Below are 25,436 nucleotides of genomic sequence, written 5' to 3'. Positions count from 1 at the left end.
GGGTCAGTCGGTGGTCAGCCTCATCCGGCCGTGGACGACGTCGCCGTCGACCCAGCCGCTCACGCCGAACGCCGACAGCGGCTCGAGGTTCTCGCTGACCTCGGGCATGTCCTCGGTGAGGCGGACGAGCCAGTTGTCGTCGGCGTCGAAGTTGACGTAGAGCACGGTCTGCGCGTCGCCGTCCTCGACGACCGAGGTGTAGTCGTCGCTGCCGCCGAGGTCGCCCTCGGACTCGAGCGCGCCGCGGTAGTCGTCCTGGAGCGCCAGCACGGCGTAGCCGTCACCCTCGGTGACCTTCATGTAGTCGGCCAGCTCGGGGCCCGCCTGGGCCGCGATCTTGTCGAGCACCGCCTGGATCTCCCCGGCGTCGCCCTTGATCTTGATGCCGACCGGCACCTCGCCCGGGCCGCCGTTGGCGATGGCGTCGGGGTCGATCCCGCTGCCGAGGGAGACCGTGACGCCCTCACCGAGCAGGGTCTCGAGGTCCTCGGGGAACGCCAGCCCCGTCTCGGTCTCCAGCTGCGCGAGCTGCTCGTCGATCGTGGCGCTGTCCTCGGGCAGCGTCGACCTGACGTAGTCGAGCATCGCCTGCGCCCAGCCCTCCTCGAGCGCGAAGCCGAACGCGGCCACGGTGTCGGTCGGCAGGCCGGCGACCATGGACACCCCGGCGTCGCCGTCGACGTACTTGGTCATGTCCTGCTGGTAGTTGGACATGGCGTACTCGACCTCGACGCCGCCGTCGTCGAAGCGCACCGTGGCCGCCGCGCCGTCGAAGTCGTCGATCATCTGCTGCAGCTCTTCGGGGACCTCCTCGCCGGACATCCCGTGGGGAGACGTGCCGGGCACGCCGCCGAGCATGGCGCCCATCCCGGCCGCGTCGTCGAGGTACTGCGCGGCCGCCTTGGCGACGTAGACGGACATGAAGCCGTCACCGCCGGCCTCTCCGGTCCACTTCTCGAAGGACGCGTCACCGGCCAGGGAGCCGCCGTCGGCGGCGTCCACGACCTGCTGGGCGATCTCCTCGGTCTCGGCGACGACGATCCAGTCACCGTCGACGACCCAGCCGCCCACGTCGCCCTCGGCACCTGCCTCGGCGCCACCGCACGTCTCGATGAGCGTGGCGAGGCCGTCCTCCGCCTTGCCGGCGTCGGTGGTCTGCACGATGCCGACGGCAGCGGGCTCGTCCTCGCCCAGGTCGACCGCGGCCATCGCGGCGCGCGAGCCGAGCCACGGCTCCACGTCGGAGGCGTAGTCGAGGCCCTCGCACTCGCCGGACTTCGTGACCTCCTCGAAGAACCGCTCACGCAGGTCGTCGTCGGTCTCGAGGTCGACCTTGTCGGTGAAGCCGGGGAACTTGCGCAGCGTCCGGATCGCCTCGATCTTCTGACCCCCACTGGGGTCGAGGTCGACGCTGAAGTAGGCGACGGTCGAGTCGGGGAGCGCCTCGGCCGGCTGGGCGCCGGTGGCGAAGAAGCTCGTCGCCGCCCACGCGCCGCCCGCCACGACGGCACCGCCGGCGACGAGCGCGCCGACCGCGATGAGGCGCTTGCGGTTGTCGTTGTCGGGTGCGGCCGCTGCCGGGCCCGACGTGTCGAGGTAGTCCGGGCCGCCCGGTGTCATGCTCATGTAGGTCCTGCTCCCCCGTTGCGCCGACCCCGAGGAGCTCGGGACCGGCCGTGATTGGTCGCGGTCAGCCTACCCACGCGAACGGCTCGCGAACCCCCGACTTCCCAACAGATAGGTCCCGACCAGACCAGTCATCGCTCCCGCGGGGAACGCCACCAGCGCGGTGGAGTGCCACGGCACCCGGTCGGGGTCGGGTGCGGTCAGGCCGAGGCCGCCCGGGAGCTCGGTGTAGTCGGGCTGCCCGGCGGCGAGCGCCTGCGGGTCGGCCGGGCCGAGGGAGCTGCCGACGGCGTACATCACGACGCCCGCCAGCCCGGCGCCGACGAGGACGGCCAGCAGGGTGGCGGTCTCGTGGTGTCGCCAGAGGCCGGCCAGCACCCCGAGCAGCAGGCCGAGCGGGAACGCGATGAGGACGAACAGCGCGATGCCCTCGAACGACACGTCCGGTCCGGCGGGCTCGAGGAACCACCGGCCCTGGTAGGTCAGACCGGTCGGGGGCTCCCAGAGCCGCTCCCACAGCAGACCGGCGCCGACTCCCGCCACCGCGAAGGCGGCCAGGACCAGCACGATCCTCCGCAGCAGGGGCCGCTGCGAGCCGACACCGGTGTGCTCGAGCGACTCGTGCGTCACCGTGCTCATCCGGTCAGGCACCCCGGTCCGAGCAGCTGCTTGAGGTCGGCGAACAGGGCGGGGCTCGGGCTCACGCGCAGGTTGTCGTCGAGGCGCAGCACCTTGGTGGAGCTGCGGGTCAGGAGCCGCAGCTGCACCTCGGTCATGCCCGGGTGGGTGCCGAGGACGTCGCGCAGCTGCGCCACGACGGGCGGCGTGCAGCGCGTCGACGGCAGGCTGATGACCACCGGGCCCGCAGGTCCCTGGGTGAGGTCGGGCGCCGTGACCTCCTGCGCCCGCAGCTCGGGCTGGTCCTTGTCGCGCGACAGGTTGCCCTTGATCCGCACGATCTGGTCCTCGACGAGGAGGGTGGAGGCCAGCGTGTAGGCGCTCGGGAACAGCAGCACGTCGATGGCGCCGTCGAGGTCCTCGAGCGTGATGGTGGCCCACGGGTCGCCGCGCTTGGTGATCTTGCGCTGCACCGAGGTGATCAGGCCGCTGACCGTGAGGGTCGAGCCGTGGGCGCGGTCCTCGTCGAGCAGGAGCTGGCCGATGGTGCAGTCGGTGCCTTGGGACAGCACGTGCTCGAGGCCGAGGAGGGGGTGGTCGGACACGTAGAGCCCGAGCATCTCCCTCTCGTGGCCGAGCAGGGTCATCTTGTCCCAGTCGTCGATGTCGGGGATGGTCACGCTCACGCCGAAGCCGGCGTCGTCCTCGCTCAGCCCGCCGAAGAGCGAGTCCTGGCCGATCGCCTCGTTCTTCTTGAGGTCGACGAACTGGTCGACGGCCGTCTCGTGCACCGCGGCGAGCGCGCGCCGCTTGTGCTTCATGTCGTCGAAGGCGCCGGCCTTGATCAGCGACTCCACGACGCGCTTGTTGCACACGAGCGCGGGGACCTTCTCCATGAAGTCGTTGAAGTCGGCGTAGCGGTCCTTCTCCTCGCGCGCGGCCACGATGCCGGCGACGACGTTGTGGCCGACGTTGCGCACGGCGGTGAGGCCGAAGCGGATGTCGTTGCCGACCGGGGTGAAGTCGGCGTGGGACTCGTTGACGTCGGGCGGCAGCACCTGGATCTTCATCCGGCGGCACTCGTTGAGGTAGATCGCCATCTTGTCCTTGTCGTCCTTCACGGACGTGAGGAGGGCGGCCATGTACTCGGTCGGGTAGTTGGCCTTGAGGTAGGCGGTCCAGTAGGTGATGACGCCGTAGGCCGCGGAGTGCGACTTGTTGAACGCGTAGTCGGAGAACGGGAGCAGGATCTCCCACAGCTTGTCGATCGCGACCTGCGGGAAGCCTCGCTCGAGCATGCCGGCCTGGAAGCCGGCGTACTGCTTGTCGAGCTCCTCCTTCTTCTTCTTGCCCATCGCGCGGCGCAGGTTGTCGGCGGCCCCCAGGGTGAAGCCCGCGAGCACCTGCGCGATCGCCATCACCTGCTCCTGGTAGACGATCAGGCCGTAGGTCTCCCCGAGCACCGGCTCGAGCGCGTCGGCGAGCGCCGGGTGGATCGGCTCGATCGCCTCGCGGCCGTTCTTGCGGCGGGCATACTTGTTGTGCGAGTCGGCGCCCATCGGACCGGGGCGGTAGAGGGCGCTGACGGCCGTGATGTCGGCGAACGCGTCGGGCTGCAGCGAGCGCAGCAGGGACCGCATGCCCGAGCCGTCGAGCTGGAAGACGCCGAGCGTGTCACCGCGGCCCATCAGCTCGTAGGTCGCGCGGTCGTCGAAGCCCAGCTCCTCCAGGACGACCGTCTCGGCCCGGTTGACCTCGATGTTGCGCACGGCGTCGTCGAGGATGCGGAGGTTGGACAGGCCGAGGAAGTCCATCTTGACCAGCCCGAGCGACTCGCACATCGGGTAGTCGAACTGGGTGATGACCGCGCCGTCCTGCGGACGGGCCATGATCGGCACGATGTCGATGAGCGGCTCGCTCGACATGATCACGCCGGCGGCGTGCACGCCCCAGTTGCGGATCTGCCCCTCGAGGCCGACCGCGGTCTCGTAGATCGTGCGGACGTCGGGGTCCTGGCCGTGCAGCGCGCGGAACTCGCCGCCGTCGTTGTAGCGCTTGTGGTCGGCGTTGAAGATGTCCTTGAGCGCGACGCCCTTGCCCATCACGTCGGCGGGGTAGGCCTTGGTGATCCGGTCGCCGATCGCGAAGCCGTGGTCGAGGACGCGGGCGGCGTCCTTGATGGCGGCCTTGGCCTTGAGCCGTCCGAACGTCGCGATCTGGGCGACGCGGTCGGCGCCGTACTTCTGGCTGACGTAGGTGATGACCTCGCCGCGCCGGGCGTCGTCGAAGTCGATGTCGAAGTCGGGCATCGAGGGGCGCTCGGGGTTGAGGAAGCGCTCGAAGAACAGGCCGTGCTCCAGCGGGCACAGGTCGGTGATGCGCAGCGCGTAGGCCGCGATCGACCCCGCCCCCGAGCCACGGCCGGGACCGACGCGGATGCCGTTGTCCTTGGCCCAGTTGATGAAGTCGGCGACCACGAGGTAGTAGCCGCAGTAGCCCTTCTGCGAGATGATCGCGAGCTCCATCTCGACCCGGTCGCGCACCTGCTGGTCGAGCCGCTCGCCGGGGTAGCGCGCCTCGATGCCGCGCCACACCTCCTTGCGGAACCAGGAGTCCTCGGACTCGCCCTCCGGCACGTCGGCGCGCGCCATGTAGCCGCCGGTGGACTCGGTGAACTCGACCTCGCAGCGCTCGGCGATGGCGAGGGTGTTGTCGCACGCCTCGGGCATCCCGAACTGCTCGCCCCACAGCTGCCGCATCTCGGCGGCGGACTTGATGTAGTAGCCACCGCCGTCGAACTTGAGCCGGTTGGTGTCGGAGAGCCGCTTGCCGGAGGCGACGCAGATGAGCGCGTCGTGGGCGGCGGCGTCCTCGGGGTTGTTGTAGTGGGAGTCGTTGGTGGCGATGGGCGGGATGCCCATCTGCTTGCCGAGGCGCAGCAGGTCGTCGCGGACCCGCTTCTCGATGTCGATCCCGTGGTCCATGAGCTCGAGGAACACGTTGTCGCGCCCGAAGATCTCCTGGAGCTCGCCGGCCTCGCGCACCGCCTCGTCGTACTGGCCCAGGCGCAGCCGCGTCTGGATCGCCCCGCTGGGGCAGCCGGTGCTGACGATGAGGCCCTTGCTGTGCTCGGCGAGGATCTCCTTGTCCATGCGTGGCTTGTAGAAGTAGCCCTCCATGCTCGAGCGGGACGAGAGCCGGAACAGGTTGTGCATGCCCTCGGTGCTCTCGGCCCACATCGTCATGTGGGTGTAGGCGCCACCGCCCGCGACGTCGTTGCCGCCCTCCTCGGCCAGGTCGCCCTGGCCCCAGCGGACCCGGCGGCGCTCGCCGCGCTGGGTGCCGGGCGTGATGTAGGCCTCGATGCCGATGATCGGCTTGATGCCGGCCCGCTTGGCCTTGCTGTAGAAGTCGTAGGCCCCGTGCAGGTTGCCGTGATCGGTCATCGCGATCGCCGGCATGCCGAGGTCGCTGGTGCGGCTGAACAGGCCGTCGAGCAGCGACGCCCCGTCGAGCATGGAGTACTCGGTGTGCACGTGGAGATGCACGAAGCTGTCGTGTGAGCCGGCCGACATGGAGGAGTCTTCCGCACCTTTCAGGGGGTCGCAGACGGGGGTCGATCAGGGAGCGGGTGCTGACTGCGCAGCGAGAGGGGGAAGAGCAGCAAGCCTACGACAGTGTGCCGGTCCCCACCGACAGGACACTCGACCGGTCGAGCCAGTCGACGGCGTGCCCGTGGCCGTGGCTGAGGGCCACCGGCCGGCCGTCCAGGGCGGTGACGAAGCGGCCGCTCGGCACCTCGAGGTCGCCGGTCACCCCGGGCAGCACGCGGCGTCCCTCGTTGCTGATCCACCGGCACCGCCCGGCCTCCACGAGCCCGGTCATCAGCTCGTGGAACCGCCGTCGGCCGGGCTCCTCGAGGTAGGCGATCACCGCCGAGTGCATGACGACGGGGGTGCCGTGCGCCGCCGCCTCCTCGAGCAGGTCCGGGAGGTGGTCGAAGAGGTCTCCTCGGACCACGGCGGGCGGGTCCTGGGCGGCGACGCCGACGGCCGCGCGGAGCCGCTCGCGCCGCTCGTCCTGCTCGGGCCACACCAGGTTCTCCAGCCACGCCATGGCGTCGGGGTCGGCCACGTCGAGGGGGTTGAGGTCGACCCCGCCGCGCCACGCGACCACGGGGTGCCCGGCCGGGACCGGCAGCGCTCCGGTCGCGTCGGCCCGCAGCACCGGACCGCCGCTGCCTCGCAGCCCACCGAGCGGCGGCCAGTCGTAGTCGTAGCGGTCGGGGAAGAGGCACAGCCCGGCACTGGCGCCGACCTCGATGAGCGCCAACTGGCCCTCGACCAGCCCGAGCACGGGCGTGAGCGCGGCGAGCCGGCCCACCTCGTTGGTCTGGGTGGCCCGCGTCATCACCGTCGACCGGACGGCGGCCTCCTGCCCGAGCAGCACGCTGCGGAGCCCGGCGTACGGTCCGGGCGCGGGAGCACCGTGCCAGCGGGCGGCGGCGAAGACGAGGTTGGGCTGGCGCTTCATCGCCGGCAGGGTCCCCAGCCAGGCGAGCACCTCGTCGTCGTCGACGACCCCCAGCGCCCACTCCTCGAAGCAGGGCGAGTCGCCCGCGGCGTAGGCGGCGAAGTCTCGGTAGGCCGCGATGACGTCGTCGTGGACCAGCACGGGTCCATCCTGCCCGGTGACCGGCAGCGCTCAGCGCCGGACCGCGAACGGGCCACCCGGACCGGTGCCGGCGTTGCCCATCCGGATGCCGGAGAACTCCAGGCCGCTGGCCCGCACCTCCTCGAAGTGGCCGTCGAGGGCGGGCAGCACGCGCAGCTCGATGCCGTGGTCGCGGTGCAGCCCGAGCAGGTCGCCCACCTCGATCGGCGGGCCCAGCGGTGCCACCGCGTGCGTGGCCACGTGGGCGTGCGGCCGCTCCCCGAACGGCTCGAAGTCCGTGGCCGCGAACCGGTAGGCGTAAAGCGTCGTGGTGCGGACCGTGTCGAACCACGCCTCCTCCACCGCGTGGACGCGGGGCCCGGTGTCGGACCACGAGCAGACGCGGGGGCACTGCCGCGGGAACCAGTAGCAGGGCGCGTTCAGCGCGTCGACCGTCCAGACGTACGCCTCGGGCTGGCGCGCCGTCCGGGCGACGTGCGGCACGAACCGCTCGATCCCGGGGTCCTCGCTGAAGTGGAGCAGCTCTCCGGGGCGTGGCAGCACCGGCACATCATGCCCCCGCGCCCAACCGTCCCGCGGTCACTCGCGGCGCAGTGCCTCGAGCGACGCCTCGACCGACTCGGCGATGATGACGTCGACGATGCGGGCGACCCGCTCCTCCCCCAGCTCCGGCACCACCGCCGCCACCCGGCGCGCGATCTCCGCCTCCCGGCGGGGGTCACGCTCGGTGGTGGGCTTGACGAGCTGCACCGCCCGGGTGAGGGCCGTACGACGGGCGAGGACGTCGCCGAGCACGAGGTCGACCTCGTCGATCATCGAGCGGAAGCAGCCGAGCGGGTCGTGGCCGGGCCACACCAGCCTGATGTCGGGCGCCCGCTCCTCGTTGGCGGTGCCGTCGGTGCGCTCCAGGGCCACGAATCCGTGGCGGGCGTAGAAGTCGCGGGCCGGACGGTTGGACTCGAAGACCCACAGCCCGACCCCCTCCGGGTGGTCGGCGAGCACCTGCTGCAGCAGCAGCGTGCCGACCCCTCGCCCCTGGGCGTCCGGGTGGACGTAGAGGTCGTCGAGCCAGGTCGGCGTGGAGCGGGTGTAGCCGACCACGCGTCCTCCGGACGTTGCGACCCGCACGTCGTGGGCCGCCAGGTCCCAGCCGCGCACCCAGGCGCGTACGTCGTCGTCGGTGTGCACGGCCGGCGGGAACGCGTCGCCGGCGCCGAGGCGCGCGGCCAGGTGCACGTCCGCGACCTCGGGGAGGTCGGCGGTCGTGGCCGCGCGGAGCTCGGTGCCGGCTCGCATCGCCTCAGTGCTCGTCCCGGATGACCTCGAGGGCCTCGGCCAGGTCGTCGGGATAGGTCGACTCGTAGACCACGTGGTCGCCGGTCTCCGGGTGCTCGAAGCCGAGCCGCATGGCGTGCAGCCACTGCCGCTGGAGGCCGAGGCGCCGCGCGAGGGTGGGGTCGGCGCCGTAGGTCAGGTCACCCACGCAAGGGTGCTTGAGGGCGCTCATGTGGACCCGGATCTGGTGGGTGCGGCCGGTCTCGAGGTGGACCTCGAGCAGGCTGGCGAACCGGTGCGCCTCGAGCGTCTCGTAGTGGGTGACGCTGTGGCGGCCGTCGGCCATCACGGCGAACTTGTAGTCGTGGTGCGGGTGGCGACCGATGGGGGCGTCGATCGTGCCGGCGAGCGGGTCGGGGTGGCCCTGCACCAGCGCGTGGTAGGTCTTGTCGACGGTGCGGTGGCGGAACGCGTTCTTGAGCACCGAGTAGGCGTGCTCGGACTTGCAGATCACCATCACGCCGCTCGTGCCGACGTCGAGCCGCTGGACGATGCCCTGCCGCTCGCTGGCACCGCTGGTGGAGATGCGGAAGCCGGCCCCGGCGAGGTGGCCGACCACGGTCGGGCCGTTCCAGCCGGGCGAGGGGTGGACGGCGACGCCGACCGGCTTGTCGATCACGACGATGGCGTCGTCGTCGTGGATGATCCGGATGCCCTCGACGACCTCGGGGACGACCTCCAGCGGGTCGGACTCGGCCGGGATGGACACGTCGAGCATCGCGCCGCCGTGGACGCGGTCGCTCTTGCCCACCGCGGACCCGTCGACCTGCACGAGCCCCTGCGCGATCAGGTCGGCGGCACGGGTGCGGGAGAAGCCGAACATGCGCGCCATCGCGGCGTCGACGCGCTCGCCGGCCAGGCCGTCGGGGACGAAGACCGTGCGCTGCTCGGCGTGTGTGCTCATCCGTCCGACCCGGCCGGGGCGGGGTCGCCCGCACCGGACTCCCGGCTGCCGTCGAGGGCGATGCCGCGGAACGTCTGGAGGATGATCAGCCCGGCGGCCACGTTGATGCAGATGTCCGCGACGTTGAAGACCGGCCAGTTGGGCAGCATGAGGAAGTCGACGACGTGGCCGTGCAACGGCTCGGGGTCGCGGACGAGCCGGTCGGTCAGGTTGCCGCCGACGCCGCCCAGCAGCAGGCCGAGCGCCAGGGCCCAGCCCGTGCTGCCGAGGCGGCGGCTCAGCCACAGCACGACGACGACCGCGACCACGGCCAGCCCGGTGAAGACGATCGTGAAGTCGGTGCCCGTGCTGAACGCTGCTCCGGGGTTGAAGGTCAGGTGCAGCGTGAACCAGTCACCGAGGACCGCGATGTCACCGTCGGCCAGCGCCGAGAGCGCCCACTGCTTGGAGCCGAGGTCGACGGCGTAGGCCAGCAGGGCCACGCCGGCGAAGAGCCACCGGGGGCCGAGCCGACGTCGGGCAGGACCCTCGTCGGCCTGGTCGCTGGGGTTCAGCGACGCTCCTCGCGCTGCTTGCATGACATGCACAGTGTCGCATGGGGCACCGCCATCAACCGATTCTTGCCGATGGCGTTGCCGCAGGAGTCGCAGACGCCGTAGGACCCGTCGTCGATGTGGGCCAGGGCCCGCTCGATCTGGGCGAGCGTCTCGCGCTCCTTGGCGAGCACCGTGAACTCGTGGTCGCGTTCGAAGCTGGTCGCGCCGAGGTCGGCCTGGTCCTGGCCGGCGCCGTCACCGGCGTCGCGCATGAGGCCCGCCAGCTCCTCCTCGGACTGGTCCACGATGGTGGTCAGTCGCTCCTGGTGCTCACGGAGCTCCTTGACGACCTCGTTGAGCTCGCCGCGGGTCCACGGGTCCTCGCCCTCGAGGACGACGAGCGTGGAGGGGGTGGCCTTGCGGGCCTTCTTCGCCGGCGCGGCCTTCTGGGTGGGCGCAGGGGCGGCCTTGGTCACGGGCACTGCCTTCTCGGTCGGGGTGGATGGGGTGGCGGACTTCGTCGTGCTGGTCTTCTTCGCCGGGGTCTTCTTCGCCGCAGCCTTCGTCGCCGCAGCCTTCTTCGCGGGGGCCTTCGCGGGGGCCTTCGTGGCAGCAGCCTTCTTGGCGGGGGCCTTCTTGGCAGGGGCCTTCGTGGCAGGTGCCTTCGTGGCGGCGGCCTCGGTCGTCGCGGTCTTCGCGGGAGCCGGCTCCTCGGCGTCGGAGGCCTTGCGTCCGACCACCCGCTTGGCGGCGGCCGCAGCGGTGCCGGCGAGGGACCTGCGCGTTGTGCCAGCCATCTCCGCGGGCCTCCAGCCTGCTCCGGGTGTGGCGGAACCACACGGTGCAGGGAGGCTAGCCGTTGCGGCAGGGCCAGCCAACTCAGGCTCGCCGAAATGCAAGAACGACCACCCCAAGGGGCGGTCGTCCTCGCGGGCGGAGCATGGGTGGAGCTGTCAGTTCTCCTCGTCGCCGAGGACGGAGCGGAGCCGCTTGGGCGCCGTGCCGCTGTCGACGGGCGCCTGGCTCTCGGCGCCATTGGAGAGCGCCTCCAGCTGCTGCGTGAAGTAGGTCTTGAGCCGCGAGCGGTACTCCCGCTCGAACTGGCGCAGGGTCTCGACGTCGCTGTTGAGCTTGTCGCGCTCCTTCTCCAGGTCGCCGAACATCTGCTGACGGCGCTCGGCGGTCTCCGAGTCGAGCATCTGCGAGCGCTGACGGGCGTCGGCCTCCATGCGGTCGGCCTTGGTCTTGGCCTCGGCCTCGAGGCGGTCGGCCTTGGTGCGGGCGGAGCCGACGATGCGGTCCGCCTCGTTCTTGGCGTCCTCGACGAGCTCGTCGGCGTTGCGCGTGGCGATCTCGAGCAGGCGCGCGGCCGCGTTGGAGGCGTCGGCGATGTTGCTGACGCGCGCCGTCTGCGTGGGGGGCGCAGCGACCGGCGCGGCAGCCACGGGCTCCGGCTCGGGCTCGGGCTCCGGCTCCGGCTCGGGAGCCGACGGCGCGAACGACATGGGGGCGGGAGCGGGCGCCGAGGATCCACCGGACTGCGCGGCCGACAGCTTGGCGCGCAGGTCGTCGTTCTCCTTGGTGAGCCGGGCGAGCTCGGCCTCGACCTCGTCGAGGAACTGGTCCACCTCGCCCATGTCGTACCCCTCACGGAGGCGCACAGGTGTAAAGCGCTTGTTGCTCACGTCCTCAGGCGTCAGCGGCATGACGTCACCCAAACTTTCACGATCGATAAGACGGTGGCTCTGCTGTCAGGAGACAATAGCGCCCGGAGTCGCGCGGGGCACAGTGACCCGTGGGACGGATGGTTTCACACCTCAGACGCCGAAGACTCCTGCGACCACCCGGAGCAGCAGCCACGCTCCCACCATCACCAGCAGGAAGCTCAGGTCGAGGGCCACCTGGCCGAGGCGCAGCGGCGGCACGACGCGGCGCAGCGCGACGATCGGCGGGTCGGTGGCGGAGTAGACGCCTTCGAGCGCCACGAGCAGCGGACCTCGCGGCTGCCACTGCCGGGCGAACACCTGGACCCAGTCCACGACGAAGCGGATCCAGAGCAGCCCGATGAAGACGAAGAGGATCGTGTAGAGGATCAGACCGATGGCTTGCACGGTGACAGTGTCGCTCAGCTCTGGTTGAAGAAGCCGTCCTCGGCGATCCGCTGCTTGTCCTCGGCGGACACCGCGACGTTGGGCGGCGAGAGCAGGAACACCTTGTTGGTCACCCGCTCGATGGACCCGCGGGTCGCGAAGATCAGGCCGGCGGCGAAGTCGACGAGGCGCTTGGCGTCGTTGTCGTCCATCTCGCTGAGGTTCATGATCACGGGCGTGCCGTCGCGGTAGTTCTCCCCGACCAGGCGGGCCTCGTTGTAGTTGCGGGGGTGCAGCGTGGTGATGCGGCTCAACTCGGCCACGACTCCTGTCTGGACCGGCGCCGGACGACGGCGCTCGGCGAGGTCTGACACGGGGGCGGGGCGACGCTCGCGCTGGACCGGACGCTGGTCGACAGCCTCCTGGGTCGTGGTCTCGCTGTCGCCGTCGTAGTCGTCGTAGTGGCCGGTGTCCTCGAGCAGGCCGAGGTACTCGCCGATCTTGCGCATCGCGCCGCTCATGAGACAGATCCTCCGCTAGACCTGGCGCCCGGGGCCGGGCACCTGTTGACTGTTGTGGACATTACTGGACCCGGGGCCTCGGACCGAGGACCGCGGAGCCGACACGCACGTGTGTCGCACCGTGCGCGATGGCGGCCTCCAGGTCGCCGCTCATCCCGGCCGAGAGCTCGGTCGCACCGGGGTGCTCGAGCAGGAACGCCTCTCGCAGCCCGGCGAGCCGGGTGAACGCGTCGGCGGGGTCCTGCCCCAGCGGCGCGACCGCCATCAGGCCGCGCAGCTCCAGGCCCTCAGCGTCGTCCACCCGCCGGCCCAGCTCGACCAGGTCGTCTGGGTCGGCGCCGGCGCGGTGGTCGGCCCCCGGCGGGTCGAGGCTGACCTGCAGGAGCACGTCGACCTGCTCCCCACCGGGGCGCGCCTGCGCCCCGCGCGACAGCGGTCCGACGAGCTTGGCGCGGTCGAGCGACTCGACCACGTCGGCGTAGCGGGCGACCGCGGCGGCCTTGTTGGACTGGAGGCCGCCGATGAAGTGCCAGCGCAGGCCGAGGTCGGCGCACTCGGCCGCCTTGGCCTCCGCCTCCTGGTGCCGGTTCTCCCCCACGTCGGTGACGCCGAGCTCGGCCAGCAGGCGGACGTCGGAGGCGGGGAAGAACTTGGTGACGACGACGAGCGCGACGTCGCCCTCCCCTCGCCCTGCCCCCGAGCACGCGACCGCGATGCGACGGCGTACGGCGTCGAGGCTGGCGGCCAGCTCGTCGCGGCGGGCGCTCACGCGTGGCTCCAGACGACACCGGCGAACCGGGTCGAGGCGGCCCCGTCGCGGCGGTGCGAGGGCCACGACGTGTCCTCGCGGGTGCAGACGTCGACGGCGCGGACGTCGGTGATGCCGGCGGCGTCGAGCTGCGCGCGAACGCCCGCGCCGAGGTCGAGGGCGGGCGTGCCCCACGACGTCGTGGAGCGCGCCTCGGGGACGACGGCGGCGACCTCGTCCTGGAGGTCGGCGGGGACCTCGTAGCAGGCTCCGCACACGTGCGGGCCGATCCAGGCGACGGACGGGTCGCCGCCCCGCGACCGGATGGCCGCGACCGCGGCCGGGACCACACCCGCGGCGAGCCCGGGGCGGCCGCTGTGGACCGCGGCGATCCACCCCGTGGCCGGGTCGGCGAGCAGGACCGGCACGCAGTCGGCGGCACGGGCCAGCAGCGCGACGCCCGGCTCCGAGGTGCAGAGGGCGTCGCAGGTCTGCCGCTCACCCGCCGCCCCGCCGGCCGCGAGCCCGACGTCGGCACCGTGCACCTGGCGCATCAGGACCGGCGTCGCCCCGGTGACCTCCGCGACCTGCGCGAGCGCCTCGTCGCGCACGTCGTCGGCAGCCGCGTCGCCCAGGCTGAGGGAGACGTCGGTGAAGGCGACCTCGATCACGAGGTCGCCTTCGATCCGGTCGCGGTGGTGCAGCGGGGTCACCGTGGTCGTGTCACTTCAGGAAGTCGGGCACGTCGAGGTCGTCGTCGTCGAACTGGACCTGCTTGGCGGGACGGGGCTGGACCGGTGCCGGCTGGCTCTCCTGCGACGACGGCGCGAAGGTCGTGGTCGCAGGCGTGGCCGCCGTGGACCCGCTGTGGGCGGGAGCCGGCGCCTTCGTGGCGAGCTGCTGCGCCGCGGCGCGGGTCTGCTCCTGCGTCTGGGCCGGCTGGGCCTGCCGCAGCACGTTGCCGTCGGAGCGGCGCTTGGGCATGCCGCCGTCGAACCCGGCGGCGATGACGGTCACCCGCACCTCGTCGCCCAGGGCGTCGTCGATGGTCGCACCGAAGATGATGTTGGCCTCGGCGTGGGCGGCCTGGGACACGAGCGCGGCGGCCTCGTTGATCTCGAACAGGCCGAGGTCCGAGCCGCCGGCGATGGAGAGCAGCACGCCGTGGGCGCCCTCGATGCTGGCCTCGAGCAGCGGGCTCGACACCGCCATCTCCGCCGCGGCGACCGCACGGTCCTCACCCCGCGCCGAGCCGATGCCCATCAGGGCCGAGCCGGCGTTGGCCATCACGGACTTCACGTCGGCGAAGTCGAGGTTGATCAGGCCCGGGGTGGTGATCAGGTCGGTGATGCCCGAGACACCCTGCAGCAGCACCTGGTCGGCCTGCTTGAAGGCGTCGAGGATCGACACGCTGCGGTCGGTGATCGACAGCAACCGGTCGTTGGGGATGACGATGAGGGTGTCGACCTCCTCACGGAGCTGGCTGATGCCCTCCTCCGCGGAGTTGGCGCGGCGCCGGCCCTCGAAGGCGAACGGGCGGGTCACGACGCCGATGGTCAGCGCGCCGAGCGAGCGCGCGATCCGCGCCACGACGGGCGCGCCGCCGGTGCCGGTGCCGCCGCCCTCGCCGGCGGTCACGAACACCATGTCGGCGCCCTTGATGACCTCCTCGATCTCGTCGGCGTGGTCCTCGGCCGCCTTCGCGCCCACGTCGGGGTCGGCGCCGGCACCGAGGCCGCGGGTGAGCTCACGGCCGATGTCGAGCTTGACGTCGGCGTCGCTCATGAGGAGTGCCTGGGCGTCGGTGTTGATCGCGATGAACTCGACGCCCTTGAGGCCGACCTCGATCATCCGGTTGACGGCGTTGACGCCGCCGCCACCGATGCCCACGACCTTGATGATCGCCAGGTAGTTCTGCGCTGCTGCCACGGCTCCGGGGCCTTCCTTGAGTGGGTCTGTGCTGGTCTGTGCTGCTGCTTCGTGGTGCTGGTGTCCTGGGGAAGGAACGAGGTGGTGGACCACTGCCCTCGATTCGCGGAACCCTAACCGTGAACCTGAGGGTTATAGTTATGTCAAACTCGCCTTTCGCTAGACCCTACGAGCGACGACGACGAAACCCTGCCGGACACGCCGGGCAGTGGCGGGTCGGACAGGAATTCCCGCCGGGTCGAGCGGGTCAGCGGACCGTCGGGTTCCCCGGGACGCTCACGTCGTAGACCTGCGCCTGCTCGGCGGCGAGGAGCCGGTCGATGACCTGGGCCTTGAGTCCGGACTCCTCGGCGCTCCCCCACAGCACCCGGCGCCGGTCGCGGAGGACCAGGGTGATCTGGTCGACGGTCGCCACCTCGACGTGGTCGACGCGGGTGACGAGGTCCTGCGGGAGGGCCGAGACGACGGTGGCGGCCTCCTTCAGCGCGTCGGTGCCCGCGGCTCCGCCGGGCCGGATGCGCGGCATGCCCTTGGGCGCGGCGGCGTACTGGCGGAACACGACGCCCTCGGCGTCGAGGCCGCGCAGCCGACCGGCGATCTCCACGACGGCGACCGCGGTGCGCTCGACCACCTCGATGCGGACGGCGTCGGGCCAGGTGCGCGTGACGTCGACGGACCTGACCTCGGCGAGGGAGCCGACGCGGCTGTCCGCGCGCGCGAGGTCCACGAGGGCCAGCTGGTCGCCGAGCGGGACGTCGGCGATCTCGCGCACGCGCGCGTCGCTGAGGAGGTCGTTGCCGACGACCTGCACCTTCTTGACCTGCAGGACGGTGGAGAAGAGGACGAGGTAGATCGAGGTCCCGAGCAGCGCGAGCACCACGAGCAGGGCCAGGACCTTGCGCAGCGAGAGCCAGCGTCGTGCCCACTGCCGGCGCGCGAAGCGCCGCCGCGTGCGCCTCGCGGTGCGCTCCTCCGGCTCCACTCAGGCACCGCCGAGCAGGTCGAGCACCCGGGGTCCGACCCCCGTGATGTCGCCCGCGCCGAGGGTGATGACCAGGTCGCCGGACCGAGACCGCTCGGCGAGCACCTGCGCGGCCGCGCCGAGGCCGTCGACGTAGGTGACGTGCTGCGCGGGCAGGGGTACGGCGTCCGCGACGAGGAGCCCGGTCACCTCCGGGTCGGGGTCCTCGCGCGCGACGTAGACATCGAGGACGACGACCTCGTCGGCGGCACCGAGCGCGACGCCCATCGCCTCGCCGAAGATGCGGGTGCGCGAGACCAGGTGCGGCTGGAACGCGGCGACCACACGGCCCTCCCCGGCGAGGGCTCGAGCGGCCTCGAGGTCGCCGCGGATCTCGACGGGGTGGTGGGCGTAGGAGTCGTAGACGCGCACGCCCGCTGCCTCGCCCTTGAGCTCCATCCGGCGCCCGGTGCCGGTGAACCCGCCGAGCCCGTCGACCAGCGCGTCGAAGGGCAGGCCGAGACGCAGGCCCATGGCGAGGGCCGCGGCGGCATCGAGGACGTAGTGCCGCCCGGGGATCCGGAGCCGCAGCACACCGAGGTCGGTGCCGGCCCGGGAGACCCGGCAGGTGGAGGTGGAGCCGTCGAGGGCCAGGTCGTGGATGCGCAGGTCGGCGTCGACGGACTCCCCCACGGTGATCACCTCGAGGCCCTCCGTCCGGGCCTGTCGGGCGAGCTCGGCAGCGCCGGCGTCGTCGAGGACGCAGACGAGGAAGCCCGATCGGTCGACGGTGTCGGCGAACTCCTCGAAGGCCCGGTGGTAGGCCTCCTCGGTGCCCCAGTTGTCGAGGTGGTCGGCCTCGACGTTGGTGACGATCGCGGCGTGGGGGCGGTAGACGAGGAACGCGCCGTCGCTCTCGTCGGCCTCGGCCACGAAGAGGTCGTCGGCGCCGGAGTCGGCGTTGCGCCCGGTGGCGGTCAGCACACCACCCACGGCGTACGACGGGTCGACGCCGGCCGCGAGCAGCGCCGAGGTCAGCAACCCGGTGGTCGTCGTCTTGCCGTGCGTGCCGGCCACGGCGAGGACGCGGGAGCCGGCCATCACCGCGGCGAGGCCGGCGGACCGCGGCAGCACGCGCAGCCCCCGCCGGCGGGCCTCCACGACCTCGGGGTTGTCGTCGCGGGCGGCGGTCGTGACCACGAGCGTGTCGGCGTCGCCGACGTGGGCGGCGTCGTAGCCGAGGTGGCAGGTGACGCCGAGCTCGCGCAGCGCCGGCAGGAACGGGGTGTCGTGGTCGTCGCTGCCCGTGACCGTGATCCCGCGGCGGGCCATGATGCGGGCGATCGCGGAGATCCCCGCGCCACCGATGCCGACGCAGTGGACGCGACCGAGCTCGGCGGCCGGGAGGATCTCGTCGGGGACCGGGATCCTCACGAGCCGCTCCTCGCGCGGGACGCGCCGGCGTCGAGGACCATCCGGGCCAGCTTCTCGTCGGCGTCGAGCGGGATCGCGCCCCTGGCGGCCGACCCCATGGTGGCGAGCCGCTCGGCGTCGGTGAGCAGCCCGGGCACGCTGGCGGCGACCCACTCCGGGGTCAGCGCCTCGTCGGCCACGAGCAGGCCGCCTCCGGCGTCGACCACCGGGCGGGCGTTGAGCGACTGCTCGCCGTTGCCGATCGGGAGCGGGACGTAGACGGCGGGCAGGCCCACCCCGGAGACCTCCGTGACGGTGTTGCTGCCGGAGCGGCACAGCACCGCGTCGGCGGCGGCATAGGCCAGGTCCATGCGGTCGACGTAGTTGAGCACGACGTAGGGGACGTCGCCCTGCTCCACGGTGAGCTCGTGCTTGGGGCCGACGATGTGGAGCACCTGCACCCCGGCCGCCGTGAGGGCGGGAGCGGCACCGGAGGCGGCGGCGTTGATCCGGGCAGCTCCCTGGGAGCCACCGGTCACCAGCAGGGTGGGCAGGTCGGCGCGCAGCCCGAAGGCGGCGAGGGCCTCCTCGCGCAAGGCGGCCCGGTCCATCGTGGAGATGAGCCGGCGGATCGGCAGCCCGGTGCACACGGCGTGCGGCAGGGCGGTGCCGGGGAAGCTGGTGGCGACGTGGGTGGTCATCCGGGCGCCCAGCCGGTTGGCCACGCCGGCGATCGCGTTGCCCTCGTGGACGACGATCGGCAGGCCGCGCTTGCGAGCCGCCAGGTAGGCCGGCACGGAGACGTAGCCCCCGAAGCCGACGACGACGTCGGGGCGCACCCGGTCGACGATCGCGATGGCGGCGGCGCGGGCGGCGCGCAACCGCGCCGGCGTACGCAGCAGGTCGGGGCCGGGGCGGCGCGGCAGCGGCACCCGCGGGACGACCTCGAGCGGCAGCCCCGCCTCCGGGACCAGGCGCGCCTCGAGCCCCTCGCGGGTGCCGAGGCAGGTCACCTCGGTGGCGGGGTCCAGCCGGCGCAGGGCGTCGGCGGTGGCGAGCAGGGGCGAGGTGTGGCCGGCGGAGCCGCCGCCGGCGAGAAGGACGCGCATCGGGGCAAATCTAGCGGGGGCCGTCGGGAGGGACGGGGCCGGCGGACGCGGGCGAGGAGGTGGTGGCTGAGGTGGCGGCTGAGGCGGGGACCGGGGTCGGGGCCGAGGTGGTCGCGGTCGTCGCGGTGGCGGCGGACAGTCCGGCGGAGCGGTTGCGCCGGCGTGCCGCCAGGGCGGCCGCGGCCTCGGGCTCGCGCCGGGCGAAGCCGATGACCAGGCCGAGGGCGACCAGCGACGGCAGGAGCGCCGAGCCGCCGTAGGAGACGATCGGGAGCGGGATGCCGATGACCGGGAGCACGGCGAGCACCATGCCGACGTTGATCATCATCTGCCCGAGCAGCCACACGACGATGCCGAAGGTGGCGTAGCGGACGAACGGGTCCTGCGTGCTGTGGGCGACCCGGATCGCGGCGTAGGCGATGGTGAAGAACAGCCCGATGACGAGCAGCGTGCCGACCAGGCCGAGCTCCTCGCCGAGCACGGCGAAGATGAAGTCGGTGTGCGCCTCCGGGAGGTCGCCCCACTTCTGGGTCGAGGCGCCGATGCCCTGGCCGAACCAGCCCCCGCTCGAGAGGGCGTAGAGCCCGTGGGCGGGCTGCCAGCCGGCGTCGGTGTAGTCCTTGAACGGATCGGTGAAGTGCGTGATGCGCTCGAGGCGCTCGGGGTCGGTCGCGGCCAGGGCGACGGCTGCGACGCCGAGGACGGAGAGGCTGAGGCCGAAGAGCCGCAGGGGCGCGCCGACCACCCAGAGCATCCCGAGCAGGATGGCGGCGAGCACCATCGCGGTGCCGAGGTCGCGGCCCACCAGGACCAGGGTGATGACGGCGAAGAGCCCCGGCACCACGGGCACGAGCAGGTGGTGCAGCTCGCGCAGCCGCCGCTCCTTGTGGGCGTAGATGTTGGCCGCCCACAGCACGATCGCGAGCTTGGCGACCTCGGCGGGCTGCATGGTGAAGGGGCCGATCGCCAGCCAGTTCTTGTTGCCGTTGATCACCACGCCGAAGCGCGCCACCAGGGCGAGCAGCACCAGCGCGAAGAGGAAGCTGGGGTAGGCCAGGCGGCGCACGTGCTTGACCGGGATCCGGGAGGCGACCCAGGCGCACGGGAGGCCGACGGCCACCCAGACCAGCTGGCGCTTCACGACGGCGTAGGAGTCGTCGTAGGTGAGGTAGGACCGCACGCTCGACGCGCTGAGGACCATGATGAGACCGATGGTGAGCAGCAGCGCGGAGGCGCCGACGAGGAGGTAGTAGGACGCGAGCGGCTTGTCGAGCGCCTCGCGCAACGACCGCCAGCCAGCGACGACCCCCGAGCCCAGCGGCGCGCGGACCTTCGGCCCGACGACGTCCTCGGGGTCCACGGTCGTCATCGTCGCGGTCCCCCTCGGGCGTCTAGTCGGGCGTCTGGTCGGGCGTCTGGTCGGGTGCGGGACCGCCGCGGGCGATCCTGCGGTGCACCGCCGCGGCGAACGCGTCGCCGCGTGCGCCGTAGTCGGTGAACATGTCCATGGACGCGCACCCCGGCGCCAGCAACACGGTGTCCCCGGACCTGGCGAGCCCGGCGGCGGCGTCGACCACGCGCTCCATCGGATCCCCAGTCTCGTCGGCACCCACATCGATGACCGGCACATCGGGCGCGTGTCGCGAAAGAGCGTCGGCGACCACCTGCCGGTCCCGGCCGAGCAGCACCACGCCCCGCAACCGGTCGCGCACCGCGACCACCAGGTCGTCGAAGCGGGCGCCCTTGGCGAGCCCGCCCGCCACCCAGACCACGGAGTCGTAGGCGCTGAGCGAGGACTGGGCGGCGTGCGGGTTGGTCGCCTTGGAGTCGTCGACCCAGTCGACGCCGTCGGCCGCTGCGACGTGCGCGATCCGGTGCCCGTCGGGCCGGAAGTCGCGCAGTCCGTCGCGGACCGCCTGCTGGCTCACGCCGTGGGCCCGGGCGAGGGCAGCGGCCGCGAGCGCGTTGGCGACGTAGTGCGGTGCCGACGAGGCGAGGTCGGCGAGCGTGCACAGCTCCGCCGCACTGGTGGCGCGCTCCTCGATGAACGCGCGGTCCACCAGCAGGTCCTCCACGATCCCCACGTCGCCCGACGACGGCGTCCCGAGCGTGAACCCGACCGCGCGGGCACCCTCGACCACGTCGGCCTCGCGCACCATCTCCTCGGTCGCGGGGTCGGCGAGGTTGTAGACGCAGGCGCGCTGCACCCGCTCGTAGATCCGCGCCTTGTCGGCGGCGTACTGCTCCATGCCCGTCGGTCCCCCGGGCTCGTCGTCGTACCAGTCGAGGTGGTCCTCGGCGACGTTGAGGACGACGGCGGACTCCGCCGACATCGACCACGTGTAGTGGAGCTGGAAGCTGGAGAGCTCGACGGCCAGCACGTCGTAGGGCTCGGGGTCCATCACGGCCTCGACGATCGGCATGCCGACGTTGCCGACGGCGGCGGCGCGCAGCCCGGCGGCGCCCAGGATCGAGCGGAGCATCTGCACCGTCGTCGTCTTGCCGTTGGTGCCGGTGACGGCCAGCCACGGCGCGGCGGTGGCAGGGTCGCGCAGCCGCCAGGCCAGCTCCACCTCGCCCCACACCGGGATCCCCCGCTCGGCCGCCTGCGCGAGCAGCGGGGCGGTCGGACGCCAGCCGGGCGAGGTGACGACGAGGTCCACGTCGTCGGGGAGGACCGCGGTCTCGCCGGGTCCGAGGCGGACGGTGGCGCCGAGGGTCTCGAGGAGCTCGGCCTTCTCGGCCTTCGCCTCGCTGGTCGCCTCGTCGAGCGCCGTCACCCGGGCGCCGAGGAACAGCAGGTTGTCGGCGGCGGCGTAGCCGGAGACACCGAAGCCGGCGACCACGACGCGTACGCCGGACCAGTCGCTGCCGCGGCCGAGCGACTCCACGTCCGGGGCGGGCCCGTCAGCCAATGCCCGCGACCCACTCGGCGTAGAAGATGCCCAGGCCGGTGGCCACGGTGAGGCCGGTGACGATCCAGAAGCGGATCACGATGGTGACCTGCTCCCAGCCGAGCATCTCGAAGTGGTGGTGCAGGGGCGTCATGCGGAAGACGCGGTAGCCGGGCTGGACCTTGAAGATGCTGCGGAAGAGCCCGCTCGCGCGGCTGACCTTGAAGACGGACACCTGGATCATCACCGAGAGCGTGATGACCACGAAGAGGCCGCCGATGATGAGCAGCAGCAGCTCGGTGCGGGTCATGATCGCGAAGCCGGCCATGGCGCCGCCGAGGGCGAGGGAGCCGGTGTCGCCCATCATGATCTGGGCGGGCGAGGCGTTCCACCACAGGAAGCCGAAGCAGGCGCCGGTCAGCGCCGCCGCGACGACGGCGAGGTCGAGCGGGTCGCGCACCTCGTAGCACTTGGGACCCGCCTCGATGGCGCAGGACTGGCTGTTCTGCCAGATGTTGACCAGCGTGTACGCGGCGAAGACCAGGATGCTCGCGCCGGTGGCCAGCCCGTCCAGGCCGTCGGCGAGGTTCACCGCGTTGCTGGCGCCGGTGACGATCACCCACACGAGCAGGATGGCGACGACCGTCGGGAGCGCGAACCGCTCGTAGTCGCGGATGAAGGAGATGTGGTCGGACGCCGGTCGCCAGCCACGCTCGTCCTCGAGCATCGGCGACAGCGCGAGGAAGCCGAAGACGACCGCCACCACGGTCTGGCCGATGACCTTCGCGCGGCTGCGCAGGCCGAGGTTGTGCTGGCGGCTCACCTTGAGGAAGTCGTCGAGGAAGCCGACGCCTCCGAGCCCGACGAGGAGGAACAGCAGGAGCATCGCCGAGGCGGTGGGGGCCTGCTGGGTGATGATCTTGGCGGCGAGGTAGCCCACGACCGTGGCGAGCACGATGACGGCCCCGCCCATGGTCGGGGTGCCGCGCTTGACGTGGTGGGTGGTCGGCCCGTCGTCGCGGATCGGCTGGCCGAAGCCCTGCCGGGTGAAGAACCGGATGGCGTAGCGCGTGCCGAGGAGGGAGATCAGCAGGGAGAGTCCTCCTCCGAACAGGATGGCTCTCATGTGGTGCTACTCCCTTCCTCGAGGAGGACGTCGGCGATGAGTTCGAGCGAGGCCCCCCGTGATGCCTTCACCAGGACGACATCAGCAGCCGAGACATTGTGCCGCAGCCACTCGGCCGCTTCGTCACGCCCCGCCGTGGGGATCGTCACTCCCCCGCCGGCTCCCCGGGCCACCGCGGTCGCGAAGCCCTCGGAGACCGGCCCCGCGCCGTCGCCCACGGTGAGCACGACGTCGACGCCGACCTCGGCGGCGTACGAGCCCACGCCGCGGTGTGCGGCGACCCCGCCGTCGCCGAGCTCGAACATCTCCCCCAGCACCGCGACCGTACGACGACCGCTGCGCGACCCGATGCCGGCGAGCGTGTCGAGGGCGGCCCGCATCGACTCGGGGTTGGCGTTGTAGGCGTCGTTGAGGACGACCAGCCCGTCCGGGCGCTCGGTGACCTCCATCCGCCAGCGGCTCGCGGGCACCGCGTCCGCCAGGGAGTCGGCCACCGCGTCGAGGTCGAGGCCGGCGGCCAGCGCCATGGCGGCGGCCGCTGCCGCGTTGCGCCACTGGAACGCGCCCACCTGGGCCAGGTGCACGGTGGCGCCGGAACCGCGGTGGAGGACCTCGAACGACTGGCGGCCCAGCTCGTCGGCGGTGACCGCGGTGACGGCCACGTCCGCGCCCTCGCCGCCGAACGTGCGCACGGTGGCGTCGGTGCGAGCGGCCATGGCGGCGACGAGCTCGTCGTCGGCGTTGAGCACGGCGGTGCCGTCGGCCGGCAGTGCCTCGACGATCTCGCCCTTCGCCTGCGCGATCGCCTCGCGGCTGCCGAACTCGCCGATGTGCGCCGTGCCGACGTTGAGCACGGCCGCCACGTGCGGCGGCGCGACGGCGCAGAGCCGGGCGATGTGGCCCACGCCGCGCGCGCCCATCTCCACGACGAGGTAGCGGGTCTCGGGCGTCGCGCGGAGCACCGTGAGCGGCACCCCGAGGTCGTTGTTGAAGTTGCCGCGCGTCGCCACGGTCGGCCCCGCCTCCGAGAGGACGTGCGCGAGGTAGTCCTTGGTGCCGGTCTTGCCCTGGGAGCCGGTCATGGCGAGCACCACCACGTCGGGCAGGCGGTCGACGACGTGCCGGGCCAGCAGCCCCAGGGCGGCCACGACGTCGTCGACGACGACGGTCGGCAGCTCGGTCGGCCGGCTGCCCAGCACCGCGACGGCGCCGGCCCCACCGGCCGCGACCACGAAGTCGTGGCCGTCGACGCGCTCGCCCGCGACGGCCACGAAGAGGCCGCCCGGCTCGGGGGTGCGGGTGTCGATGAACGCCGCCCCGGTGACGACGGCCTCGCCGTGCGCCTCGCCGCCCACGACGTCGGCCACCTCGGCCAGGGTCATCTCGATCATGCGGGCTCCCCGGCGGCGGTCAGCAGCGCCCGGATCTCCTCGGCGGCGACGACGCGGTCGTCGAAGGGATGCACCTCGCTGCCGACCTGCTGGCCGGTCTCGTGCCCCTTGCCCGCGACGAGGACCACGTCGCCGGGGGCGGCGCGTCGCAGTGCCTCGCGGATCGCCAGCCGGCGGTCACCGACCTCGAGGACCTCCGCGGCACCGCCGCGGGTGCCCTCGAGCACGGCCGCGCGGATGTCGGCGGGGTCCTCGGTGCGCGGGTTGTCGTCGGTGACGACCACGACGTCGGCCAGCCGCGCGGCGATCTCCCCCATCACCGGTCGCTTGACCCGGTCGCGGTCGCCGCCCGCGCCGACCACGACGATCACCCGGCCCTCGGTGAGGGGCCGCAGCGTGGCCAGCACCGCCTCGAGGGCGTCCGGCTTGTGGGCGTAGTCGACGACCACCGCCCAGTCCTGGCCCGCCGCGACCCGCTCCAGCCGGCCCGGCACACCGCCGACGCGTGCGATGCCGTCGGCGACCGTCCGCGGGTCGAGCCCGGCAAGGGCGGCCGAGGCGATCGCCGCCAGCGCGTTGGACACGTTGAAGGCGCCCGGGACGCGGACCGCCGCCGGCACCGTGACGCCGGGGCCGACGACGGTGAAGGTCGCCCCCGACGGCGCCAGCGCGACGTCGACCGCCCGCCAGTCCGCGTCGCGGCCCTCGGTGGAGAAGGTCGACATCGGGATCGTCGCCACGTCCAGCAGCCGCCGGCCGTGCTCGTCGTCGAGGTTGGTCAGGCCCTGTGCAGCGCGCTCCGGGGTGAACAGGCTCGCCTTGGCGGCGAAGTAGTCGTCGACGTCGCGGTGGAAGTCGAGGTGGTCACGGCCCAGGTTGAGGAAGGTGGCGACGTCGAACACCACGCCGTCCACGCGGCCCATCACGAGGGCGTGGCTGGAGACCTCCATGGCGCAGGTGTCGACGCCCCGCTCGCGCATCACCGCGAACAGGCCGTGCAGGTCGGGCGCCTCGGGCGTCGTCAGCTGGGTCTGCACGTCCTCGCCGGCGATGCGGGTGCCGACGGTGCCGATCACCGCGGACGTCACGCCGGACGCGGTCAGCCCCTGCTCGAGGATGCGGGTCGTGGTGGTCTTGCCCTGCGTGCCGGTGACGCCGATGACCCGCAGGTCCCTCGCGGGCTCGCCGTAGAGCCGGGCGGCCAGGCGACCGAGCACCCGCCTCGGCTCGGGTACGACGAGCGCGGGCGTGCCCGGCGGGAGCAGGTCGAGCCCCGCGCGGTCGGTGAGGACGGCCGCGGCGCCCGCGGACAGCGCCTCGGCAGCGTAGTCCGCACCGTGGGCGCGGGCGCCCGGGAGGGCGGCGTAGAGGTCACCGGGCCGGACGCGGGCGGTGCTGAGCGAGATCCCGGAGACCGGCACGTCGAGGTCGCCGTGGGCGGCCACCTCGGTCGTCTCGGCGATCCAGGCGGCCAGCTCGCTCGCGGCCGTCGAGGGGGTGCGACGCGGTCGGGTCGGGGGCACGACCTCCTCGCGCGGGTCCACTGGGCGGTCCACCGAGC

General features: G+C 72.6%; 23 protein-coding genes. All 23 read right to left on the bottom strand.

Going from position 1 to position 25,436, the window contains the following annotated elements; translation table 11 throughout:
• Positions 1 to 3: 3 nt before the first annotated feature.
• Positions 4 to 1,626 (bottom strand): DUF3352 domain-containing protein, encoded by a 1,623-nt coding sequence (locus HN031_RS19365; RefSeq protein ID WP_172274240.1) that lies wholly within the window; start codon positions 1,624 to 1,626, stop codon positions 4 to 6.
• A gap of 69 nt (positions 1,627 to 1,695) precedes the next feature.
• Entirely contained in the window at positions 1,696 to 2,265 is a 570-nt protein-coding gene (locus tag HN031_RS19360; protein ID WP_172274237.1) for a hypothetical protein, read from the bottom strand.
• Entirely contained in the window at positions 2,262 to 5,819 is a 3,558-nt protein-coding gene (gene dnaE, locus HN031_RS19355; protein WP_172274234.1) for a DNA polymerase III subunit alpha, read from the bottom strand. Before dnaE ends, HN031_RS19360 begins: the two co-directional genes overlap by 4 nt.
• Positions 5,820 to 5,913: 94 nt before the next feature.
• Positions 5,914 to 6,918 (bottom strand): DUF2332 domain-containing protein, encoded by a 1,005-nt coding sequence (locus tag HN031_RS19350; RefSeq protein WP_172274231.1) that lies wholly within the window; start codon positions 6,916 to 6,918, stop codon positions 5,914 to 5,916.
• A 30-nt stretch (positions 6,919 to 6,948) separates the two neighbouring features.
• On the bottom strand, positions 6,949 to 7,461 hold the full coding sequence (locus tag HN031_RS19345; RefSeq protein WP_172274228.1) for a DUF6886 family protein: 513 nt from the start codon (positions 7,459 to 7,461) through the stop codon (positions 6,949 to 6,951).
• A gap of 36 nt (positions 7,462 to 7,497) precedes the next feature.
• Positions 7,498 to 8,214: a GNAT family N-acetyltransferase gene (locus HN031_RS19340; RefSeq protein WP_172274225.1), complete on the bottom strand. Its 717-nt coding sequence runs from the start codon at positions 8,212 to 8,214 to the stop codon at positions 7,498 to 7,500.
• A gap of 4 nt (positions 8,215 to 8,218) precedes the next feature.
• Entirely contained in the window at positions 8,219 to 9,157 is a 939-nt protein-coding gene (locus HN031_RS19335) for an RluA family pseudouridine synthase (protein ID WP_172274222.1), read from the bottom strand.
• Positions 9,154 to 9,735 (bottom strand): signal peptidase II, encoded by a 582-nt coding sequence (gene lspA / locus HN031_RS19330; RefSeq protein ID WP_172274219.1) that lies wholly within the window; start codon positions 9,733 to 9,735, stop codon positions 9,154 to 9,156. Before lspA ends, HN031_RS19335 begins: the two co-directional genes overlap by 4 nt.
• Complete coding sequence (locus tag HN031_RS21730) at positions 9,708 to 10,490, bottom strand: TraR/DksA C4-type zinc finger protein (RefSeq protein WP_172274216.1); 783 nt, start codon at positions 10,488 to 10,490, stop codon at positions 9,708 to 9,710. Before HN031_RS21730 ends, lspA begins: the two co-directional genes overlap by 28 nt.
• A gap of 156 nt (positions 10,491 to 10,646) precedes the next feature.
• Positions 10,647 to 11,399 (bottom strand): DivIVA domain-containing protein, encoded by a 753-nt coding sequence (locus HN031_RS19320; protein ID WP_172274213.1) that lies wholly within the window; start codon positions 11,397 to 11,399, stop codon positions 10,647 to 10,649.
• Between the two features lie 111 nt (positions 11,400 to 11,510).
• Positions 11,511 to 11,804: a YggT family protein gene (locus HN031_RS19315; RefSeq protein WP_172274210.1), complete on the bottom strand. Its 294-nt coding sequence runs from the start codon at positions 11,802 to 11,804 to the stop codon at positions 11,511 to 11,513.
• A gap of 14 nt (positions 11,805 to 11,818) precedes the next feature.
• On the bottom strand, positions 11,819 to 12,304 hold the full coding sequence (locus HN031_RS19310) for a cell division protein SepF (RefSeq protein ID WP_172274207.1): 486 nt from the start codon (positions 12,302 to 12,304) through the stop codon (positions 11,819 to 11,821).
• Positions 12,305 to 12,365: 61 nt separating this feature from the next.
• A complete protein-coding gene (locus tag HN031_RS19305; protein WP_172274204.1) occupies positions 12,366 to 13,073 on the bottom strand; it encodes a YggS family pyridoxal phosphate-dependent enzyme in 708 nt (235 codons plus the stop codon).
• Complete coding sequence (locus HN031_RS19300) at positions 13,070 to 13,765, bottom strand: polyphenol oxidase family protein (RefSeq protein ID WP_172274201.1); 696 nt, start codon at positions 13,763 to 13,765, stop codon at positions 13,070 to 13,072. The genes HN031_RS19305 and HN031_RS19300 overlap by 4 nt, the downstream gene beginning before the upstream one ends.
• 10 nt (positions 13,766 to 13,775) lie before the next feature.
• The gene (gene ftsZ / locus HN031_RS19295) at positions 13,776 to 14,981 is read right to left on the bottom strand and encodes a cell division protein FtsZ (RefSeq protein WP_172274198.1); all 1,206 of its coding nucleotides are present in this window, start codon (positions 14,979 to 14,981) and stop codon (positions 13,776 to 13,778) included.
• A 247-nt stretch (positions 14,982 to 15,228) separates the two neighbouring features.
• Positions 15,229 to 15,963: an FtsQ-type POTRA domain-containing protein gene (locus HN031_RS19290; protein ID WP_172274195.1), complete on the bottom strand. Its 735-nt coding sequence runs from the start codon at positions 15,961 to 15,963 to the stop codon at positions 15,229 to 15,231.
• On the bottom strand, positions 15,964 to 17,376 hold the full coding sequence (gene murC, locus HN031_RS19285) for a UDP-N-acetylmuramate--L-alanine ligase (RefSeq protein WP_172274192.1): 1,413 nt from the start codon (positions 17,374 to 17,376) through the stop codon (positions 15,964 to 15,966).
• A complete protein-coding gene (gene murG, locus HN031_RS19280; RefSeq protein ID WP_172274189.1) occupies positions 17,373 to 18,464 on the bottom strand; it encodes an undecaprenyldiphospho-muramoylpentapeptide beta-N-acetylglucosaminyltransferase in 1,092 nt (363 codons plus the stop codon). The genes murC and murG overlap by 4 nt, the downstream gene beginning before the upstream one ends.
• 10 nt (positions 18,465 to 18,474) lie before the next feature.
• Positions 18,475 to 19,833 carry a putative lipid II flippase FtsW gene (gene ftsW / locus HN031_RS19275; RefSeq protein ID WP_172274186.1) on the bottom strand — a complete coding sequence of 453 codons (1,359 nt, stop codon included), beginning with the start codon at positions 19,831 to 19,833 and terminating at the stop codon, positions 18,475 to 18,477.
• 22 nt (positions 19,834 to 19,855) lie between these two features.
• Positions 19,856 to 21,379, bottom strand: coding sequence for a UDP-N-acetylmuramoyl-L-alanine--D-glutamate ligase (murD, locus tag HN031_RS19270; RefSeq protein WP_172274183.1), 1,524 nt, complete (start codon positions 21,377 to 21,379; stop codon positions 19,856 to 19,858).
• Entirely contained in the window at positions 21,372 to 22,484 is a 1,113-nt protein-coding gene (mraY, locus tag HN031_RS19265; RefSeq protein ID WP_172274180.1) for a phospho-N-acetylmuramoyl-pentapeptide-transferase, read from the bottom strand. The genes murD and mraY overlap by 8 nt, the downstream gene beginning before the upstream one ends.
• On the bottom strand, positions 22,481 to 23,875 hold the full coding sequence (gene murF / locus HN031_RS19260; RefSeq protein WP_172274177.1) for a UDP-N-acetylmuramoyl-tripeptide--D-alanyl-D-alanine ligase: 1,395 nt from the start codon (positions 23,873 to 23,875) through the stop codon (positions 22,481 to 22,483). Before murF ends, mraY begins: the two co-directional genes overlap by 4 nt.
• The gene (locus tag HN031_RS19255) at positions 23,872 to 25,338 is read right to left on the bottom strand and encodes a UDP-N-acetylmuramoyl-L-alanyl-D-glutamate--2,6-diaminopimelate ligase (RefSeq protein ID WP_367650835.1); all 1,467 of its coding nucleotides are present in this window, start codon (positions 25,336 to 25,338) and stop codon (positions 23,872 to 23,874) included. Before HN031_RS19255 ends, murF begins: the two co-directional genes overlap by 4 nt.
• Between the last annotated feature and the right edge of the window lie 98 nt (positions 25,339 to 25,436).

Source organism: Nocardioides sp. zg-1308, from assembly GCF_013155375.1.
GTDB classification, from domain to species: domain Bacteria; phylum Actinomycetota; class Actinomycetes; order Propionibacteriales; family Nocardioidaceae; genus Nocardioides; species Nocardioides renjunii.
This window is presented reverse-complemented; position numbering and strand designations above follow the sequence as displayed.

Excerpts from the sequence above, each read along its gene's own strand:
- HN031_RS19365 (WP_172274240.1), bottom strand. The coding sequence starts at position 1,626 with ATGAGCATGACACCGGGCGGCCCGGACTACCTCGACACGTCGGGCCCG.
- HN031_RS19360 (WP_172274237.1), bottom strand. The coding sequence starts at position 2,265 with ATGAGCACGGTGACGCACGAGTCGCTCGAGCACACCGGTGTCGGCTCG.
- dnaE (WP_172274234.1), bottom strand. The coding sequence starts at position 5,819 with ATGTCGGCCGGCTCACACGACAGCTTCGTGCATCTCCACGTGCACACC.
- HN031_RS19340 (WP_172274225.1), bottom strand. The coding sequence starts at position 8,214 with ATGCGAGCCGGCACCGAGCTCCGCGCGGCCACGACCGCCGACCTCCCC.
- HN031_RS19335 (WP_172274222.1), bottom strand. The coding sequence starts at position 9,157 with ATGAGCACACACGCCGAGCAGCGCACGGTCTTCGTCCCCGACGGCCTG.
- lspA (WP_172274219.1), bottom strand. The coding sequence starts at position 9,735 with ATGCAAGCAGCGCGAGGAGCGTCGCTGAACCCCAGCGACCAGGCCGAC.
- HN031_RS21730 (WP_172274216.1), bottom strand. The coding sequence starts at position 10,490 with ATGGCTGGCACAACGCGCAGGTCCCTCGCCGGCACCGCTGCGGCCGCC.
- HN031_RS19320 (WP_172274213.1), bottom strand. The coding sequence starts at position 11,399 with ATGCCGCTGACGCCTGAGGACGTGAGCAACAAGCGCTTTACACCTGTG.
- HN031_RS19310 (WP_172274207.1), bottom strand. The coding sequence starts at position 12,304 with ATGAGCGGCGCGATGCGCAAGATCGGCGAGTACCTCGGCCTGCTCGAG.
- murG (WP_172274189.1), bottom strand. The coding sequence starts at position 18,464 with ATGCGCGTCCTTCTCGCCGGCGGCGGCTCCGCCGGCCACACCTCGCCC.
- ftsW (WP_172274186.1), bottom strand. The coding sequence starts at position 19,833 with ATGACGACCGTGGACCCCGAGGACGTCGTCGGGCCGAAGGTCCGCGCG.
- mraY (WP_172274180.1), bottom strand. The coding sequence starts at position 22,484 with ATGAGAGCCATCCTGTTCGGAGGAGGACTCTCCCTGCTGATCTCCCTC.
- murF (WP_172274177.1), bottom strand. The coding sequence starts at position 23,875 with ATGATCGAGATGACCCTGGCCGAGGTGGCCGACGTCGTGGGCGGCGAG.